The 16,519-nt window shown below is 51.3% G+C and carries 16 protein-coding genes; 9 read left to right on the forward strand and 7 right to left on the reverse strand.

What is annotated here, in order from left to right; translation table 11 throughout:
• Nucleotides 1–87: 87 nt before the first annotated feature.
• The gene (locus tag IPQ00_11655) at nt 88–1,005 is read right to left on the reverse strand and encodes a hypothetical protein (GenBank protein MBL0241211.1); all 918 of its coding nucleotides are present in this window, start codon (nt 1,003–1,005) and stop codon (nt 88–90) included.
• Between the two features lie 75 nt (nt 1,006–1,080).
• Nucleotides 1,081–1,980, reverse strand: coding sequence for a hypothetical protein (locus IPQ00_11660; GenBank protein ID MBL0241212.1), 900 nt, complete (start codon nt 1,978–1,980; stop codon nt 1,081–1,083).
• 283 nt (nt 1,981–2,263) lie between these two features.
• Here IPQ00_11660 and ruvC point away from each other — a divergent pair, with 283 nt between their 5' ends.
• Together ruvC and IPQ00_11670 are read left to right on the forward strand one after the other, a co-directional pair.
• The gene (gene ruvC, locus IPQ00_11665) at nt 2,264–2,773 is read left to right on the forward strand and encodes a crossover junction endodeoxyribonuclease RuvC (GenBank protein ID MBL0241213.1); all 510 of its coding nucleotides are present in this window, start codon (nt 2,264–2,266) and stop codon (nt 2,771–2,773) included.
• Between the two features lie 28 nt (nt 2,774–2,801).
• Nucleotides 2,802–3,569: a hypothetical protein gene (locus tag IPQ00_11670; GenBank protein MBL0241214.1), complete on the forward strand. Its 768-nt coding sequence runs from the start codon at nt 2,802–2,804 to the stop codon at nt 3,567–3,569.
• Here IPQ00_11670 and IPQ00_11675 read toward each other — a convergent pair whose 3' ends face one another.
• The 5 genes from IPQ00_11675 to IPQ00_11695 form a co-directional block, all read right to left on the reverse strand.
• Nucleotides 3,570–4,469, reverse strand: a complete 900-nt coding sequence (locus IPQ00_11675; GenBank protein MBL0241215.1) for a pseudouridine-5'-phosphate glycosidase — start codon at nt 4,467–4,469, stop codon at nt 3,570–3,572. It abuts the gene before it with no gap.
• Between the two features lie 51 nt (nt 4,470–4,520).
• The gene (lepB, locus tag IPQ00_11680) at nt 4,521–5,357 is read right to left on the reverse strand and encodes a signal peptidase I (GenBank protein MBL0241216.1); all 837 of its coding nucleotides are present in this window, start codon (nt 5,355–5,357) and stop codon (nt 4,521–4,523) included.
• Between the two features lie 28 nt (nt 5,358–5,385).
• Nucleotides 5,386–6,102, reverse strand: a complete 717-nt coding sequence (rnc, locus tag IPQ00_11685) for a ribonuclease III (GenBank protein MBL0241217.1) — start codon at nt 6,100–6,102, stop codon at nt 5,386–5,388.
• A 90-nt stretch (nt 6,103–6,192) separates the two neighbouring features.
• Nucleotides 6,193–7,455, reverse strand: a complete 1,263-nt coding sequence (locus IPQ00_11690) for a hypothetical protein (GenBank protein MBL0241218.1) — start codon at nt 7,453–7,455, stop codon at nt 6,193–6,195.
• Nucleotides 7,456–7,757: 302 nt separating this feature from the next.
• Nucleotides 7,758–9,383 carry a hypothetical protein gene (locus IPQ00_11695; protein ID MBL0241219.1) on the reverse strand — a complete coding sequence of 542 codons (1,626 nt, stop codon included), beginning with the start codon at nt 9,381–9,383 and terminating at the stop codon, nt 7,758–7,760.
• Nucleotides 9,384–9,568: 185 nt separating this feature from the next.
• On the opposite strand from IPQ00_11695, the gene IPQ00_11700 reads away from it, so the two are divergent.
• From IPQ00_11700 to IPQ00_11730, 7 genes are all read left to right on the forward strand, one after another.
• Nucleotides 9,569–11,068: a HAMP domain-containing protein gene (locus IPQ00_11700; protein ID MBL0241220.1), complete on the forward strand. Its 1,500-nt coding sequence runs from the start codon at nt 9,569–9,571 to the stop codon at nt 11,066–11,068.
• A gap of 20 nt (nt 11,069–11,088) precedes the next feature.
• Complete coding sequence (locus IPQ00_11705; protein ID MBL0241221.1) at nt 11,089–12,456, forward strand: sigma-54-dependent Fis family transcriptional regulator; 1,368 nt, start codon at nt 11,089–11,091, stop codon at nt 12,454–12,456.
• A 24-nt stretch (nt 12,457–12,480) separates the two neighbouring features.
• On the forward strand, nt 12,481–13,098 hold the full coding sequence (locus tag IPQ00_11710; GenBank protein ID MBL0241222.1) for a DUF4126 domain-containing protein: 618 nt from the start codon (nt 12,481–12,483) through the stop codon (nt 13,096–13,098).
• A 13-nt stretch (nt 13,099–13,111) separates the two neighbouring features.
• A complete protein-coding gene (locus IPQ00_11715; GenBank protein MBL0241223.1) occupies nt 13,112–13,315 on the forward strand; it encodes a hypothetical protein in 204 nt (67 codons plus the stop codon).
• A gap of 62 nt (nt 13,316–13,377) precedes the next feature.
• Nucleotides 13,378–14,046, forward strand: coding sequence for a carbonate dehydratase (can, locus tag IPQ00_11720; GenBank protein MBL0241224.1), 669 nt, complete (start codon nt 13,378–13,380; stop codon nt 14,044–14,046).
• Between the two features lie 17 nt (nt 14,047–14,063).
• Nucleotides 14,064–16,022 (forward strand): PEP/pyruvate-binding domain-containing protein, encoded by a 1,959-nt coding sequence (locus tag IPQ00_11725; GenBank protein MBL0241225.1) that lies wholly within the window; start codon nt 14,064–14,066, stop codon nt 16,020–16,022.
• On the forward strand, nt 16,019–16,516 hold the full coding sequence (locus tag IPQ00_11730) for a hypothetical protein (protein ID MBL0241226.1): 498 nt from the start codon (nt 16,019–16,021) through the stop codon (nt 16,514–16,516). The genes IPQ00_11725 and IPQ00_11730 overlap by 4 nt, the downstream gene beginning before the upstream one ends.
• The last annotated feature ends 3 nt before the right edge of the window (nt 16,517–16,519 follow it).

The raw sequence follows: 16,519 nt of genomic DNA on the forward strand, positions 1-16,519 counted from the left end.
AACATTCCTTCTAAGTTGGACAACTTATGGGGTAGTGTTGGTACATTTCCGTTAAATCGCCGTATCGCATGATAAATAGACGCTATTTCAAAGAATTCCTAGGATCTGGAGCTCAGCGATCGGTTCGTCGAATGAGCAGGAGCCGAACGACCGAATGCCGGATCGGCGGAGGCGTTCGATCTGATGAAGATTCAATGTGAACTCGTTTCGCCATTTAATTTCGGTCGGCTCAAATTCAAAGACCTCGTCAAATTCCTCTTCCATTACGGAATCGAGAAAACTGCGGCGGTATGATTCCATCGCAAATCCGGTCATCAGAAAAAGATTTAGAAAGCCGTGCATCGTGCCCTTTACTGAGTTTGCTTCGTAAGTCAGCGGCCGAAAACAACGTATCGGATGATGCAGCCCGGCGGTCGCCTTAAAGGGCACGTTAGCCGCAACACACGCCTCGACAAACCTCACGATCGCGTCCGATCGTGGAAACGCATCGGCCGTGATTCCTCCCGTACGTATCTTGGCACATTGTCCGGCGTCTGAGGCGGCGGCAATTATATCCTCAAAACCAGCTTTCGGAGCGATCTCGTAGAATGCTTTGACACCGGATGGAAGTGCAGCTGAGACGTTTTCGATCTCATAGGCGGTCATCGCCTTGATCTCGAGCGTGTCACAAACCACGCCCGGGCCATTCGCGGCGTTAAAATCTTCGACTTGTCGGATCGCCTCGTACGGATTGTCGCCCGTTACAATACTTAACCGCCACGCGGTCGCGGCGTCGCGGGAGATAAAGTCGCGTGCACTCTCATAAAACTCATCGAGGCGGCCAATGCCTAAGACAAACCGGCCCAGCATCCATCTGTAATTGCTGTTGCGGTAGGTTGCGTAATTAAGCACCGCCTCGCTCATCGAAACCGACGACGGTGGAAATAACCCCGCATAATCGACGGCTCCGGCCATCAAAAGACGGATCGACTCCAAAACTACTTTATCTGGGAAACTGGTCTCCATTTGTTGTTCGACCTTCGAAATCAAATCGTTAGTCGCAGTTTATCGCAGTTCTGAGAACGTCGGCTATCCGCGAACTCATTTTTGATCCGCCGACATTAGCGAGTCCGATTTCCAGATCACCTCACCGCTCAAATGATCGATCTTGGCAACCTTGACATATTTTTCGCGTTCCCAAAAGAGCAGGAGCAACCCGTTGTTACAACAATCGATGATACTGATGACTTTGGCTGAGAGGTCATGCTTGTTGATCTGTTTAACGACTTTACCGCCATTGGCACTTCCCTCGTAAATATCAACCGAACCGTCGGGACGCAGTTGCTCAGGTTCGTACGCGTCATATTTATCGTTTACAGCCCACTTTCGCTGCATTTCCTCGACCGTCTCACTAAGTGCTCGCGTACTTCCGCTGGTGAGATCCGTCGCATACAGTTTCTTATTGACCTGTATGACGACTCTATCTTTTTCAAAATAATATTGAAAGTATTTATCCTTCGCTTCCGCTCCTACGACAGAGTCGGGAATTGTTATCGTCCGCGTCGTGCTTTCACCAACCCTATCAACCAGCAAGGTTGGGAGAGTATTGAAACTCTTAATCGTGCTTGTAGTCTGACGACTACCGGTATTTTTCATCTCTTTTTGGTAATACTGCCGAACCTCTCGAATGATCGTGTTCTTGTCCGTCATTCCAACAAAGCTCGTTTCTCGAGCGTCACTTTGTTGTGAAAAGACGATCTCTTTGTCGGAATCTATCCACTTTGCTCCCGAATACGATATTGACACGATCGAGTTATCTTCTGCACAAGCGAGCGGAAAGCCGGAGGCTGTATCTTTCCAAGTAACCTTTCCGTTCTTCCCGTCTAGTATCAACCGATAACCGTCGCCAGTCGGCCGTGCGGATGCTCGGGACATATCCTCAATTCCATTTAATGCGATCTTAGAACCATCGGGCGTGACGCAGCCGCTGCGAACTATCATCGAACTTCCTGAAGACGGCAGTTTACAGCCTAAGACCGCTAAAGTAAGAACGCCCAGGACTAGTAGGGCCGCGAAAAGATTTGAATCGCACGATTTCATCATCATAGTATCTTACAGAGGACCGTTGCCCGCCCGATTTGAATTATAAATTGGTCGTAAAGATATTAACCTACGGAATTGTAGGCTCAAAATTTGAAACGATCTGTTTGCTCTAGCCGAAGCTTGCTTTTTGCTAAACTTTTGGAGTATCTTGTCTAAATCAACTAGACGATAATTTGAATTAATGCGAGTTTTGGGTATCGATCCGGGCAGCGAAACGCTCGGCTGGGGCGTAGTTGACGGTGTCGGCTCGAAGTATTCGCTTGTCGGATTTGGCACCGTTAAATCGAATACAAAGCAGGCATTTTCCAAAAGGCTGCTGAATATATACGATGCTGTGGCCGATCTGATGGCCGTGCATTCGCCCGATGTGCTCTCAGTCGAGGACACATTTTACGCGGTGAACGTCGGTGTCGCCCTAAAGCTCGGTCAGGTCCGTGGCCTGATGTTGCTGCTAGCCGAGCAACGCGGGCTTGAGATCGCCGAGTATGCTCCGCGACTCGTCAAGCAGACGGTAGTCGGCCACGGCAACGCCGAAAAGCACCAGGTCGGCGAGATGGTCAAACTGCTGCTAAGAATGAAGGCAGTACCGACACCGCACGATGCCGCGGACGCTCTGGCCATAGCGATCACACATTTTCACCACGCCGGTATGCAGAACCGCATCCGGAAGGCTCAGACCGGAAAGAAGTAGCATCCGGCAATTATTTAGGGATAGTGCGATGAAATTCCCATTTCTCAAATTTGCGATTGTTTTGCTCGTCGTTTCTACGATCTCCTCGTCGGCCCAGCGACGGCCTACTACAGCCGCATCCATCAAACGAGCAGCGGCGATCAAACCGGTCGAGGTCGGACAAACGGCAGTCGTCGTCGACGTGACGTTATCGGTCTTGCGCGACCGGCCAAGCCTCTACGGGCAGACTGTTATGCGGGTTGGCCGCGGTCGTAAGGTGCAAATACTCGGTTCGGCCGAGGCCGACGGTGTAAAATTCTACCGGGTTGCGGCGCCGAGCAATTTTGGATGGATCCAGGCCGATGCGGTGTTTGGAAAATTCAGGCCGGGCGACGAAGAGCGCCTTGCCAGAATGGTACAGGCGGCGGACGGCTTTGATCAGTTAGAGATCGCGGTCGAGTTTTTTATGCTTTACCCGACCTCAAAATTTCGGCCGTCGACATTGTTACTCTATGGCGACCTTATCGAGGTCGCTGCCGCCAAACTCTCGAAAGATGCTTCAAGCCGTCTAAAGCGTCCGGAAATGGCAGCTTCGGCAGCACCGATACATAGCTATTATTTGAATTTCAATATGCTTGATCGGTATCGCAAACTGGGTATAGTGTTCGTATTTAATACGGCAACAAGGCAGTACCACTACGACGGCGCAAGTTGGGCCGAGATACTCAACAAATTCCCGACATCCGCCGAGGCCGCCGAAGCAAAAAAACGAATTGACTCACTGAAACAAAAAATGGAAAGAACTCCCGCCAAGTGATCAGATAGCGGCGAGTTCGTTGGCGATCGCTGTAGCGATCTTGGCATTATTCTCAAGCAACGCGATATTGGCAGTAAGCGTCCGTCCGCCGCTTCGCTCCGACATCTGGGAGAGCAGGAAAGGCGTGATCTCTTTCCCAAGGACGCCGCGATCCTCAGCCAACTCAAGTGCGTCCGCAAGTATAGCTTCGAGTTCATCGCGGCCGATCTCAAACTCCGCGGGAATCGGAACTGTCACTAATATCGCGTTTTTCAGGCCTAATTCATCACGGGCAGACGCAACTGCCGCCGCCGCCGCCGCACTGTTTACACGAAGATCCACATCAAGTCCGCTCGAATGTGAATAGAATGCCGGCATTTCGTCGCATCGCCATCCGAGTACCGGTATCCCGTGCGTTTCGAGCCATTCGCGCGTCCGGGGCAAGTCGAGCACTATCTTTGCTCCCGAGCAAACGACCGTGATCGGCGTTTGAGCAAGTTCCGGCAGATCTGCCGACACGTCGGCCTCAAATCCTCTATGCACGCCGCCGATCCCGCCGGTTGCAAACACCTTGATCCCGGCCCGATCAGCGATGAACGCAGTTGTTGCGACCGTCGTCGCACAATCGAGCCTTTCGGCCACAGCGATGGGCAGATCGCGCCGCGAGATCTTTCGAATATCTTTTCGTGTCGCCAGTTGATCGATCTGCGCTCGGTGGAGCCCGACACAAAACTCACCGCCAAACACAGCGATCGTCGCCGGGACCGCTCCGCCATCGCGAACTGCCTCCTCGATCGCGAGGGCGGTATCGAGATTCTGTGGGTATGGCAGTCCGTGTGCTATGACAGTCGATTCGAGGGCAACTACCGGTAAATTCGACTCCAGTGCATTTGATACTTCGGGGCTAAATCTGATTTGCATAATTAGAAATGGCGTCCCGCAGACCGCCGATGTTGTCGATCTGCGATCGAACTACTTTACAAGCTTTCCGATACGGTTAAGTCGAGGATGCGTAATGCAGCCGAGCATATCGCCATTTGACGCGCCGCGGTCACACGACCAGTAAACAAACATTGCTCGACCGACGATCAATCCCCGGGGCACAAAGCCCCAAAATCGACTGTCTTCACTATTATCGCGGCTGTCGCCCATCACGAAAAAGCTGTCAGGCGGAACCTGCATCGGTTTGCCCGGAACGGCAAACTCATACTGCCTAACCGGAAGATGGGCACCGGATTTGACCTCCAGCATCTCATCCTCGGAATAGAAAACGCTGTACTTTGCCTCTGCCGGTGCGTCTTCGAAATCCTTTGTTACCAAGGCGGACTGATTATCTCCCGGCGTAGGCGGATCACCGATCACGCGGCGTTCGGGCAGAGGTTCGCCGTTAATGAAGACCTGATTGTCCTTGAATTCTACTGTCTCACCCGGTAGTCCGATCACTCGTTTGACATAGTTGATCTGATACGGAATGATCCCGCGCGACTTATCGTTCTGCGGCTTGACCTTATTGCCCGGATATTTGAATACGATTATGTCCCCACGTTCGATCTCCCGCTGCGGTAAAAACGGCAGCGAGTTACCGCCGGGTGTAAAGATAAATTTATTGACTAGCAGATAATCGCCGATCAGGATCGTGTTCTGCATTGACCCCGTCGGCACGGTGACCGCTTGCAGAATAAACGTCATCCCAAAGAGAGCCATCACCAGCGTGACGACAAACGACTCAAAATACTCGCGGGCGGTCGATTTAGGCGGGCCGGTCGGTTTTACGACCGTAGCCTTGATATCGGTTTCTTCAGTACTCATAAAAGTGATCTAAAAAGGCGCGAAGCCGCTATTTCTCAGTTTCGGCTTTAAGTATAGCAAGAGCGGCTTCCGCCGCCATCATTTCAGCGGCCTTGATCGAAATTCCTTCACCTTGTGCTTTTCCGCCGGCCCAAACCGCCTCGACAAAAAATCTACGGTCGTGAGGCGGGCCTTCGGCATTGATCAACTCATACGTTGGAGCCTGATGTCGCCTGGCCTGCAACGTTTCCTGCAGCATCGACTTAAAATCCAACGAACCCTTGGGCGATGCCATTCGAAATTGATCAGCAAAGACGCGTTTGATAAAAAATCTGGCAGCGATATATCCGCTGTCAAAAAAAACCGCCCCGATCACGGCTTCGAGTGTGTTCGCGAGAAGGGCTGCTTTTTTTCGGCCGCCGGTCTTTTCTTCGCCGCGTCCAAACCGTACATACTCGCCAAGTTTCAGCCCGTCAGCGATCGACGCTAGCGTGGCGGTGCTGACGAGGCGATGTTTCATCAACGTCAGATCACCTTCGCTCAGTGTCGGATGACTCAAAAACAATTCTTCGGCAACCACTAGCCCAAGCACCGAATCACCGACAAACTCGAGCGATTCGTTGACTATCGCGCGAACCGCCGCCTCATCCTGATGTTGCAGGTTTTCAAACGCCCACGACCGATGAGTCACCGAACGCTCGAGCAGTGTTAGATCCTGAAACTTGTGGCCGATTAAATTTTCAAGTTTCGCGATGCTGGCAGACATTGAGCCTAATTCTAAGAATATTAGAGCCAAAAAGAAAGTCGGACACCCATTTACAGGTGTCCGACTCGATTATTTCGATCACTTTGTTGATTAACGTGTGCCTTTTTTCTTAACTACGGGCTTTACTGCGGAGGTGGCGTTCGTGCCCTTGGCGCCGCTTTCGTTTGCAGCCATCGAGGGCTTGGCACTAACTGCCGGTTTAGCGACCGGCTTAGCATCTGTGTTTGTAACCGTCGTCGACGTCGTGGCTGTGGGCGTCGGTTCGGCATCGACGACCGGCGTCACGGCGGTTGACGGATTGGGGATCGGCTTTGCGATCGCTGCATCGACCCAAGCTTTTACGCCATCCTTCTTGTCAAAGCGTGCCTCATACAATGCCTCGATGGTCTTCATCTTGATATCTTTGTAGGCCTTAGCCGCCGGTGTGTTCGGAGCGGTATTCCAAGCCCGTGCGTATGCATCCATCGCACGCTCAAGAGTACCGTTTAGGATGCCGATCTTATTGTTCATTGCATCCACCTTCGTCTTGATCACATCGGGTGCGTCCGAGTCCTTGATATCCGCACGCATAGCTTTGATCTCAGCCTCAAGCTTGGCGGCTTCGTCAAAGTAGAACGAACCCATCGCATCATACGTGTTTGCATTCGTCTTGGTATCCGATGCGGCCTGTGTCGCTTTGTAAAGGTACGGAGCGGCCTCCTTCTTGACCTTCTTATCAAATGTCAGGATGTAGCCGATCGAAAGGTTCATCCAGGCAACGGCATTTTCCTTATTGCCATAGTCAAAAGGAACTATTCCGAATGAACTGAATGTTTTGCCCGATTCAATGTCGGCGATCGCCATCTTCGCAAAGCGGATCGTTTCGTCATTCCATTTGGTCACCGCTGTCGCCTTGGCTGTTTCGTCATAACCGATCGATCCAAGCACAAGTACTACCGGGCGATATTTGTCAGCATCTTCTGCGAGCAGCTCTTTGCCGCTCTTGTACACTTCGTCCCAATTACTGGCCTTGATCGCGGCGTTGAACCGATTGGCGATCTCAGCCTCGCGGGCCGCCTTCTCAACTTTTGCCAAATTGGCTTCCATCTTAGGCAATGTGGTTTTCAGGTACTCCGAGAGTTCCTTCGCCGATTCGCAAGCTCCGTATTTTTCGAGAAACTGTTTACCGGTCGAGATCGCGTCCTTGCGTCCTGGTATGTCTTTCTTCGGGTAAAGTTCACGGAAACTATCGCCAAGCTTTGTTTGGCCTTCGGCGTCGCCGCACGCGTCCTGCGCGAAGTTCGCTACAGCTCCAAGGGCGATGATGGCTACCAAAAACAATGCCACACTGGTTGATCTAATAATCGTTTTCATTTAAGTACTTCCTCCGCCGGATATCGCTCCGGATGCTCTCAAATTCGATCTGCCGTCACCGAGTTATCGCCCTCGGTTTGGCGTGAAATCAGATGATGTGTCCGAAAAATTAGTTGCTAAATTTTCGCAATAAAAATTCGGCCCCATCACTCTTGACCGCTTTATACTTTGTGGAATAGAAAAACTAAATAATCCTTTAAGCGCCGCGTATGTGTCAAGCCAAAAGCAAACGCCGCCGACAAAAAAACGTCAAGGCGGCGAGTGCTATCCCTTTAGTCAATGCGTATAAATAGAACCACCAACTATTGCGGCAGTTGGACGATCCTTTCGCGCTTTTTCTTTGTCGGGTCAGTTTCGGGCGTTATCACGACCGTTGGAAATATCGGCCGAGAATCGACGGTCTTTTGAACCCGCCCTTTCTGAACCGGTACCGACGTCTGTCGCGGTGCGCTCGGAACGAGAATGATGTCCCGGCCGTTCATATTGGTCGTTTCCATTCCCGTCGAACCGGCAACCGAGTCGTCTTCATCCTCTTCTGAAACGTCAACCCGAGCAGTTGCTGTATTTACAGGCGTTCGCGGTGCAATATTGAACTCCGTCTGAGCCAGATTGCGGTCGGTGCGGATGATGTTTCGGCTGAGTGCCTGGTATACCTTTCCGGCAACCGATGCAGCATACTTGCCGCGTTCGGCGGGACCGCGGGTGATCACGGCAACTGCATATTTAGGTGACTCGATCGGTGCGACGGATGCGAAAAGTCCGACCCACGAGCCCTTGTCGATACACGAACCCGTCTTGCCGGCAACGCCGAGACCGGCGTCAACGCCGCGGTGTGCCGTACCATATTCTGCCGCTCCCATCATCCCCGGTATCACGCGGCGGACGTTTTGCTGTGGAAGATCGACATTTCCCTTAAAGAAAGTTTGGAATTTTGTCTGTTCAATTGCGTTTCGCGGGACTCGCGGCAAAACTCGGTGGCCGCCGTTCGTAATTGCCGAAACCATCACTGCCAATTGAAGGGTCGAAACTTCGAAATCGTCTCCGTGCGAATAGATCCGAGCGTTGTTGTTACCGTACGGCAGTCTGCCGGGAGCCTCGCCATCGAGGTTGATTCCGGTCGCTTCGCCGAGACCGAGACGCTTGGCGTATTCGATCACCTTCGGGCTGCCCATCTGAACTCCCGCACGCTGAAAATAGGCATTATCCGAAAATGCTATCGCGTCATCGAGTTTACGGCGGGTCGAGACGTTACGAACGGAACCGTCCTGTTTGTCTATGACGTTCTCATTTAGTGCCGCTACACCGGTCACGAGCTTAACCGTCGAACACGGCCTGATCGTCGATCGTATCGCCCAATTCTGATTGACTATCGTAAGAACCTTGCCCGTTTGAGCTTCCATAACGACGACTGAACCAGCTCTTCCGCCAAGAGCATCGATCGCTGCTCGTCGGATATTGAGGTCTTCGCCTTCGGTATTATCATTGGAGATATTTGCGATTGTTTCGGTACGCAATCCGCGTTCAAATGCGACTCGGCGTTGGCGAGCTTCGCGGGCGGCCTGTTCGCGGCGGCGTTGCTCGGCGATCGCGGCCTGACGACGTTCCTGATCGCGGCGGCGGCGTTCGGCAACTTCCTTTTTAGATTCTACTGACTTGTTTGAGCCTTTCTTGGATCTGGTGTCGGCGACGGTATCTTTTCCCTTTTTCTTATCGTTTTTGTCGGCCTTGCTCGTTTTAGAAGCATCCTTTGACTTCTTGTCGGTCTTCTTAGCAGTAGCCGATTTTTTGTCCGGCACTTTTGCGGATGCGGCTTTTTTTGATTGGGCAGCCTTTTTTTGCGCGTTTACCGTTTCGTTCGCAAAAACGAAAACGGCTAAGAGGGTTAATACCGCAGCGATGCGGAGCTTGTAGGGAAACATTGACTTCATGCCTTACCTCAGATCTTAGATTTCGCCGTTGAATTGATATTTGGGGAACCTGTCCGAATGCACCGAGTAAAACTAGATCGAACAGGAATTTGCGTTCAAACCAACGATGACTATAACATTCAAGCGATGGGCACGCAAGCTCTATTAATGGTAACCATAAGCTCAGCTTACCGCATATCCAAAAAATGGGATTTTTAAACACATTCCGTGGGCGACTACTTTTGATCCTCGCGTTACTACTCGTAGCGACGCTCGGCGTGCAATATTACCTCAATCTGCGCACGCAGCAGGACAATAGCGTACTCCGCGAGGCTCAGGAACAATCGATCGTCGCCGGCATCGCTCTCGGGTTTACGAGTATGACGTCACGGGACTTTCGGGTTCAGGACCTGATCTCGCAGCCCGACCAAACATTTTTGGATGAGGACGCTAAAAAGCGCATCCGCGACATCATCATCATCGATAACGATTGGCAGATCACCGACAGCCTTAACCCTGACCTGCTACCCTCAACGAACGACGATGATGTCGTTGTCTATAAACAACTCAGCGACCTCACCGACCTGCCGCCGCTTATGGAAGGTGCCCGTTTGGGCGACGACATTAAACACTTCCCTAACCGCCGGGAAGCTGACGATACCGGAGCTTACGACGAAGCTCACGCGATCCCGATCGAGACTAGCAAGGGACGCTGGTATGTGATGGTCTTGCTGAACAGTGACCGTAAGGAAACGGCGTGGCGAGCGGCCCGTCCGCTGATCTTCAACCTTGGCGTGCTGCTAGTTTCGTCGTTTATCACTCTATTGTTGGTGTGGCGATTTGCACGCCCGATCGCCGATCTCTCCAACGCAGCACGCCGTGTAGCCGAGGGCGACCTCGACGTTCGCGTGCCCGATTCGACCCGCAATGACGAAATGGGCCGCCTCGCCTCGCGGTTTAACGAGATGACTGCCGAGCTTGCGAAAAAGCGTGAGATCGAAGCTCAGCTTCAACAAGCCGAAAAATCGGCCGTCGTCGGCAGACTCGGGTCCGCCATCGCTCACGAGATACGCAACCCACTCAATTACATCAATTTGACGCTCGATCATCTTCGTTCAAAATACGCTCCGGACGACGAAGAAAAGCGTGTAAAATTTGAAAAATTGACTTCTCAGCTTAAGGTCGAGGTCGCCCGGATCAATCAACAGATCTCAGATTTTCTAAATTATTCACGTCCTGCGACTGCCAACCTCAGGCCGGTCGATGCCCGCGAAGTGATCGAAGATTCGCTGAGGCTGGTCGAGGCTCAGGCCTCAGACAGCAATATAAAGATCGGCATAGTCGAGCACGAGGACGTTCCGCTAATATTGGGCGACCCGGAATTTTTGCGGTCGGTATTTAACAATCTTTTCATTAACGCAGTCCAAGCTGTTGGCAATGATGGCGGTCAGATAAGCACCAAGATATCTCCGGACAATGATATGGTTCGCATCGAAGTCACGGATTCGGGTAGCGGCATCCCGGCCGAAAACCTCTCAAAGATATTCGAGCCGTATTTTTCGACCAAGGAGACCGGCACTGGCCTCGGCCTTGCGATCGTTCAAAAGATCATCGACATTCACAGCGGAACGATCGAGGTCGAAACGCCGGAGGGCGGAGGAACGAAATTTACGGTAAGATTACCGATGGTAGCAAGAGTAGCCTGACCGCTGCTGCAAAATGAACTATGGCAAGAAAATCGATCCTCGTCGTCGATGACGAGAAAAATCAGAGAGAGATCCTGGAAACGATACTGTCGGGCGAGGGCTACGATGTTACGACGGCAAGTTCGGGCGAAGCCGCGATAAAATTTGTCGAAACACGGCGGTTCGACCTAGTTCTGACCGATCTGCAAATGACCGGAATGAGCGGATTGGACCTGCTTAGAGAGCTCACCAATTTCGACAAATCTATAATCGTCATCCTACTTACCGCTCACGGTACCGTCGACTCGGCGGTGGATGCATTGAGGCTCGGAGCTTTTGAATATCTTCAAAAGCCGTACGACTCAGAAAAGTTGCTGGAAACCGTTTCGCGGGCATTGAAAAAATTGTCGACACTTGACGCCGAGATCGTGTCGGTTTCGCCGGAGATGGACAAGGTCAAAAAGCTGATCCTAAAGATCGCCAAATCCAATTCGACTGTTCTGATCCGGGGCGAGAGTGGTACCGGCAAGGAGTTGATCGCTCGTTCGATGCACACCAACAGTTTGCGTTCCAGCGAAGTTTTCCAGGCGGTCAACTGTGCGGCAATCAATGAGAACCTACTTGAATCGGAGCTTTTCGGCCACGAAAAAGGTTCGTTCACCGGTGCCGTCGCCGAGAAGAAAGGACTGTTTGAGATCGCCCACAACGGCACACTCTTTCTGGACGAAATAGGTGAACTCGATATCGCGCTGCAAGCCAAGATCTTGCGAGCACTGCAAGAAAAGCAGATCAGACGTGTCGGCGGGATCCGCGATATCGATGTGGATGTGCGGGTCGTCGCAGCGACCAATCGCGACCTGCTCCATATGGTCGAAGAAAAACGCTTTCGCGAAGACCTTTATTATCGCCTAAACGTACTATCGATCGAGTTGCCGGCGCTTCGCGAACGTCGAACGGATATTCCCGTACTGATCGAATACTTTCTCAAAAAACACACTCGAGGCACGAGCCGAAAGGTCAGTTTTAGTGCCGAAGCCCGCCGATCGCTGGACAACTATTCATATCCCGGCAACGTCCGCCAACTCGAGTCCGCGATCGAACGGGCGATACTACTGTGTGAGAACGATACGATCACAAATGACGATCTTCCGCCCGAGATGTTCTCCGATCGCGGCGGCCATCGATCAACGTCAGCGTCAGGCGAACCATTTGTTCTTCCGGCAGAAGGCGTCAACTGGGAGGACGTCGAACGTAGCCTGATAATGCAGGCAATGGAACGAACGGACAATAATATCACCAAGTCTGCTAAGTTACTGGGTTTGACCTTTAGGACGCTACAATACAGATTGGAGAAATTTGGCGCTAAAAAGGACGAAGACGCGGGAACAGGGGACGACGAAAATTCGTAAAAGACTCTCAGAAGGAGATACGTGATGGAATGGTTCTCAACATTAAGTTTGGCACTCGGTTCTGCTTGGACGTCCGGCATTAATCTGTATGCGACCGTATCGGTGCTCGGACTTTTGCAAAAATTTGGTTCGACAAAACTGCCGGGCGGCCTTGATGTGCTCGATAATTGGTGGATCATCGGTTTTGCCGGCGGTCTGTATCTGGTCGAGTTTTTTGCGGACAAGATACCCTACGTCGATAGCGTCTGGGACGTTGTGCACACTTTCATACGCGTACCGGCCGGAGTGATCGTCGCCTACGCGGCGACTAATCAACTCGATGCAAGTGTCTATATACCTGCAGCTTTGGTCGGCGGCGGACTTGCTCTAGCCTCACACGGCACAAAGGCCGCGGCGCGGATCGGAGCTAATTTATCGCCCGAACCGATATCAAATTGGACACTGTCGCTGGTCGAAGATGGGGTCGCCTTTACGGGCATTCTGCTCGCGGTTTTTGCACCGTTTGCGATCGCGGCGGTACTTGTGGTCTTTATTCTCTTATTCTTGTGGTTCTTCCCTAAAGTGGTCAGATTATTTTTGCGTATGTTCCGCGCGGTTGGTGCGTATTTTTCCGGTAGGGGATTCGATTCTGTTGCCAGATAGTTAATTGTTGAAAATGGAAGCATTTCTGATCGCATTGGGCGTCGTACTTATTGGCTTGTCGGCGTATTTTTATTTCGGTTCGATGCCTGACGCATCATTTGTGTCCGGAGTGGTGGGCATTTGTTCGTTTTTTATCAGTTACAGATTTCGGCTTAAGGCACGCATCGCCTCGCCGTCCGATCCTGAACACAACGGACCGGCCGAAGCAGACGACTGACTTTCTTGTACAAATTTTGCGATAGTTCGACAAACCGATAAGATAGTCGTCGGAGAATATTTGTGAGTAACATTGATCAACTCTTAGAAAACAACCGTCAATGGTCCGAGCAGATCCGTGCGATAGATCCGCGCTTTTTCTCCGATCTGGCCGATCAGCAGAGCCCTAAATATCTTTGGATCGGATGTTCGGATAGCCGCGTCTCAGCGAACACAATTGTTGGTCTGGCTCCGGGCGAAATTTTTGTCCATCGTAACATTGCGAATTTAGTGGTACACACCGATATGAATTGTCTGTCGGTAATGCAATTTGCTGTTGAGATCCTCAAGGTCGAACACATCATTGTATGCGGCCACTATGGATGCGGAGGTGTTGGGGCAGCAATGGAGTCCAAACGTCACGGACTTATCGACCATTGGCTACGACACATTCAGGACACTGCCAACCTGCACTTTGAACTACTTAACGCCATACCCGACGCCCGTGAAAAATTTGACAGGCTCTGCGAACTGAATGTGGTCGAGCAGGTACTTAACGTAAGTGAGACCACTATTGTGAGAGACGCTTGGAATCGCGGCCAGGACATTACAGTTCACGGCTGGATTTACGGTCTGAAAGACGGACTGATCCGTGACCGCGGCATTTCAGTCGAGGGCGAAGATCAGGTTCAGGCACTTCGCGACCGTTTTTCACTGACAAATAGAAGAAGTGCTTTAGCTGTCGAAATATAGCCGGCACATCTAGACATATGACTTCACTCAAATCGGCGTTTTTTGCCGCGACACTTATAATTCTGTTTTCGGCATTCGGTTTGAACGCTCAGATGTCTCGCAAACCAACGCCGACGCGTGAACCCGCCGGTGCGATGTCGAAGAAACCTGATTCGGTCAAGAATTCGCTTCAGAAAATTGGCACGCAGAAGGAGTTCGATTCGATCGCCCGTGTGTACCATCAAGGTACGCCCTATGCGATGCCGCACACGATGTTTGTCATCGACCGCCGTGCAAAAAACAAGATCTACTACGTCAATTCGCAAAAATATCGCTTTCACAAGGACTTTCTCCTCGCCAATTATCTTGTGCCGCGAGGTGCAGACGTTTTTAAGCCGATCTACTTAGAAGAAGATCGCCGGTTCATCGTCGGAACCATCGCGTGGCAAAAACCGGTCGAGCGTTTTACTTGGGAGCTTTGGGAGGGCGATCTAGCCTCTGCAGAAATCATAAAGTCGGCAAATGAGACCATCAATCGTACGTTTTTTCAGAAGGTCGCATATAAACCAAATTCGATCCGGCAGGAAGATGTCACCGCCGATTCCGGCCTCGAACGTATTTTACAAAGTGACCTCAACAAAAATCAGGAGTACCTAGCCCTAAATACCGGAAAGGCTATCGGACGCGTCCATATCATCGATAAGCTCGACGATACCGTCGAGATCGGCGACAACGAAATACTTGTTTTGAAGGAGTTGCCGATATCGCTGCCGCCGGTCCGCGGTGTGATCGTTGCCAAACCGTCGTCACCGCTCTCGCATATAAACATCCTTGCAAAGGGCTGGAATATTCCTAATGTTTACATTAAGGATGCTGACAAGATGTTTCGTGAGTTGGACACTTATTGGATCGAGTTTGATGCTTCGCTTACCAATTTTACGTTTAAGCCTGCCACTAAGGAGATACTCGACAAGGCAAAGGCACCGGATGAGCAGATCCCGCCGGCTGACCTAAAAACCAAAAAGCTCGCCGGACTGCGCGAAATGCGTAAGAAAGACAGTGTGATATATGGCTCGAAATCTGCAAATCTCGGTGAAATGCTTAATTCACGACTCACGGGCGTGATCGTTCCGGATGGATTTACCGTGCCATTCTATTGGTATGACAAATTTATCAAGGATAACGGCATTGATGAGACGATAGAAGAACTCTTGGACGATAACGACTTTGTACACAATCCGAGAGTTCGGAGGCAAAAACTCGAGCAGTTGCGGACGACGATCCAGAATGCCAAATTTGACGACTCGCTTCGGGCTGAGATCGTACAAAAATGGAAGATTCAATTAGGCGGCAAACCGGTATTTGTTCGCAGTTCGTCAAACTCCGAGGATCTGCCGAATTTCAGCGGTGCCGGGCTTTATTCGAGCGTGCCGAATGTTCGCGAAGACGAAAAACTGGTTGAGGCAGTCAAAAAGGTCTGGGCTTCATTATGGAAATTTGACGCCTACGAGGCGCGCGTCCGCAATTATGTAAGCCAAACGGATGTTTATATGTCAGCATTGATCCAGATCGGGGTCGATATGGACAAAGGTGGAGTGATGATCTCCAAGGACCCGTTTGATACGAAGAGTAAGAATTCGGTCTATATAAGCGCCGTTTGCGGCCATAATTCGAAGGTTGTGGACAACACCGGAATTCCCGAACAGATATTATTTAATCCTCGTTCGAATTCGGTAATAGTTATGACCCTTTCGGATCAGACGAATGCTCTTAGATTTGACCTCGACGGAGATCTGAAAGAAACCGCTGATAAATGTGCCGGGCCGAACAAACGCGTTCTCACAGATGCCCAGGCCCGCGAACTCGCCAAGGCCGCAATTATGATCCGCGGCATTTTTGGCGGAAAGAAAGAACAGGACATCGAATGGGGTATAATGAACGGACGGCTTTATATAGTCCAGGCAAGGCCCTTTATAGACAAAACTAATCCATTATGAAGTATTTAATCACACTCTCTTTTGCTGTCGGCTCGTTCGGTTGCGCAGCGTCACCTCAACCCGTTCAGCAAAACTCTAATATACCGCGGACCGAGCGCTCGCAAACCGTTATCGCTCATTCGACCGACAATCAAGCCCCACCGACAACCACCGGTGATAAATCTAAATGGTCGCAGGGCGGCGACCCGATCGATACAAAGTCCCTCGACGATGCCGTCAAAGCCGCAGAAAAGGCCCTCGCCGGTAAAGCTAATGATCCGGCCGCCAAAAAGGCTCTGGCGGATACTTATCTAAAGCGTGGCGTCGCACTGACCGAGGCCCGCCAATATGCATCGGCACTTGGAGATTATCGGCGGACGATCAAATATGACCCCGAGAATACGGAAGCTAAGGAATGGATCGATAAGATCATAATGATCTACGACGGGATGAACAAATCGTACCCGAAGGAAGGCGAAGAACCGCCGCCGCTCCCATTCACCAAGGCCAAATAGTTT

Origin of the sequence: Chloracidobacterium sp., assembly GCA_016720705.1 — a bacterium.
Taxonomy (GTDB): domain Bacteria; phylum Acidobacteriota; class Blastocatellia; order Pyrinomonadales; family Pyrinomonadaceae; genus OLB17.

Excerpts from the sequence above, each read along its gene's own strand:
- IPQ00_11700 (MBL0241220.1), top strand. The coding sequence starts at position 9,569 with ATGGGATTTTTAAACACATTCCGTGGGCGACTACTTTTGATCCTCGCG.
- lepB (MBL0241216.1), bottom strand. The coding sequence starts at position 5,357 with ATGAGTACTGAAGAAACCGATATCAAGGCTACGGTCGTAAAACCGACC.
- IPQ00_11690 (MBL0241218.1), bottom strand. The coding sequence starts at position 7,455 with ATGAAAACGATTATTAGATCAACCAGTGTGGCATTGTTTTTGGTAGCC.
- IPQ00_11670 (MBL0241214.1), top strand. The coding sequence starts at position 2,802 with ATGAAATTCCCATTTCTCAAATTTGCGATTGTTTTGCTCGTCGTTTCT.
- IPQ00_11660 (MBL0241212.1), bottom strand. The coding sequence starts at position 1,980 with ATGATAGTTCGCAGCGGCTGCGTCACGCCCGATGGTTCTAAGATCGCA.
- IPQ00_11695 (MBL0241219.1), bottom strand. The coding sequence starts at position 9,383 with ATGAAGTCAATGTTTCCCTACAAGCTCCGCATCGCTGCGGTATTAACC.
- rnc (MBL0241217.1), bottom strand. The coding sequence starts at position 6,102 with ATGTCTGCCAGCATCGCGAAACTTGAAAATTTAATCGGCCACAAGTTT.
- IPQ00_11655 (MBL0241211.1), bottom strand. The coding sequence starts at position 1,005 with ATGGAGACCAGTTTCCCAGATAAAGTAGTTTTGGAGTCGATCCGTCTT.
- IPQ00_11675 (MBL0241215.1), bottom strand. The coding sequence starts at position 4,469 with ATGCAAATCAGATTTAGCCCCGAAGTATCAAATGCACTGGAGTCGAAT.
- ruvC (MBL0241213.1), top strand. The coding sequence starts at position 2,264 with ATGCGAGTTTTGGGTATCGATCCGGGCAGCGAAACGCTCGGCTGGGGC.
- IPQ00_11705 (MBL0241221.1), top strand. The coding sequence starts at position 11,089 with ATGGCAAGAAAATCGATCCTCGTCGTCGATGACGAGAAAAATCAGAGA.
- IPQ00_11730 (MBL0241226.1), top strand. The coding sequence starts at position 16,019 with ATGAAGTATTTAATCACACTCTCTTTTGCTGTCGGCTCGTTCGGTTGC.
- IPQ00_11725 (MBL0241225.1), top strand. The coding sequence starts at position 14,064 with ATGACTTCACTCAAATCGGCGTTTTTTGCCGCGACACTTATAATTCTG.
- IPQ00_11710 (MBL0241222.1), top strand. The coding sequence starts at position 12,481 with ATGGAATGGTTCTCAACATTAAGTTTGGCACTCGGTTCTGCTTGGACG.
- IPQ00_11715 (MBL0241223.1), top strand. The coding sequence starts at position 13,112 with ATGGAAGCATTTCTGATCGCATTGGGCGTCGTACTTATTGGCTTGTCG.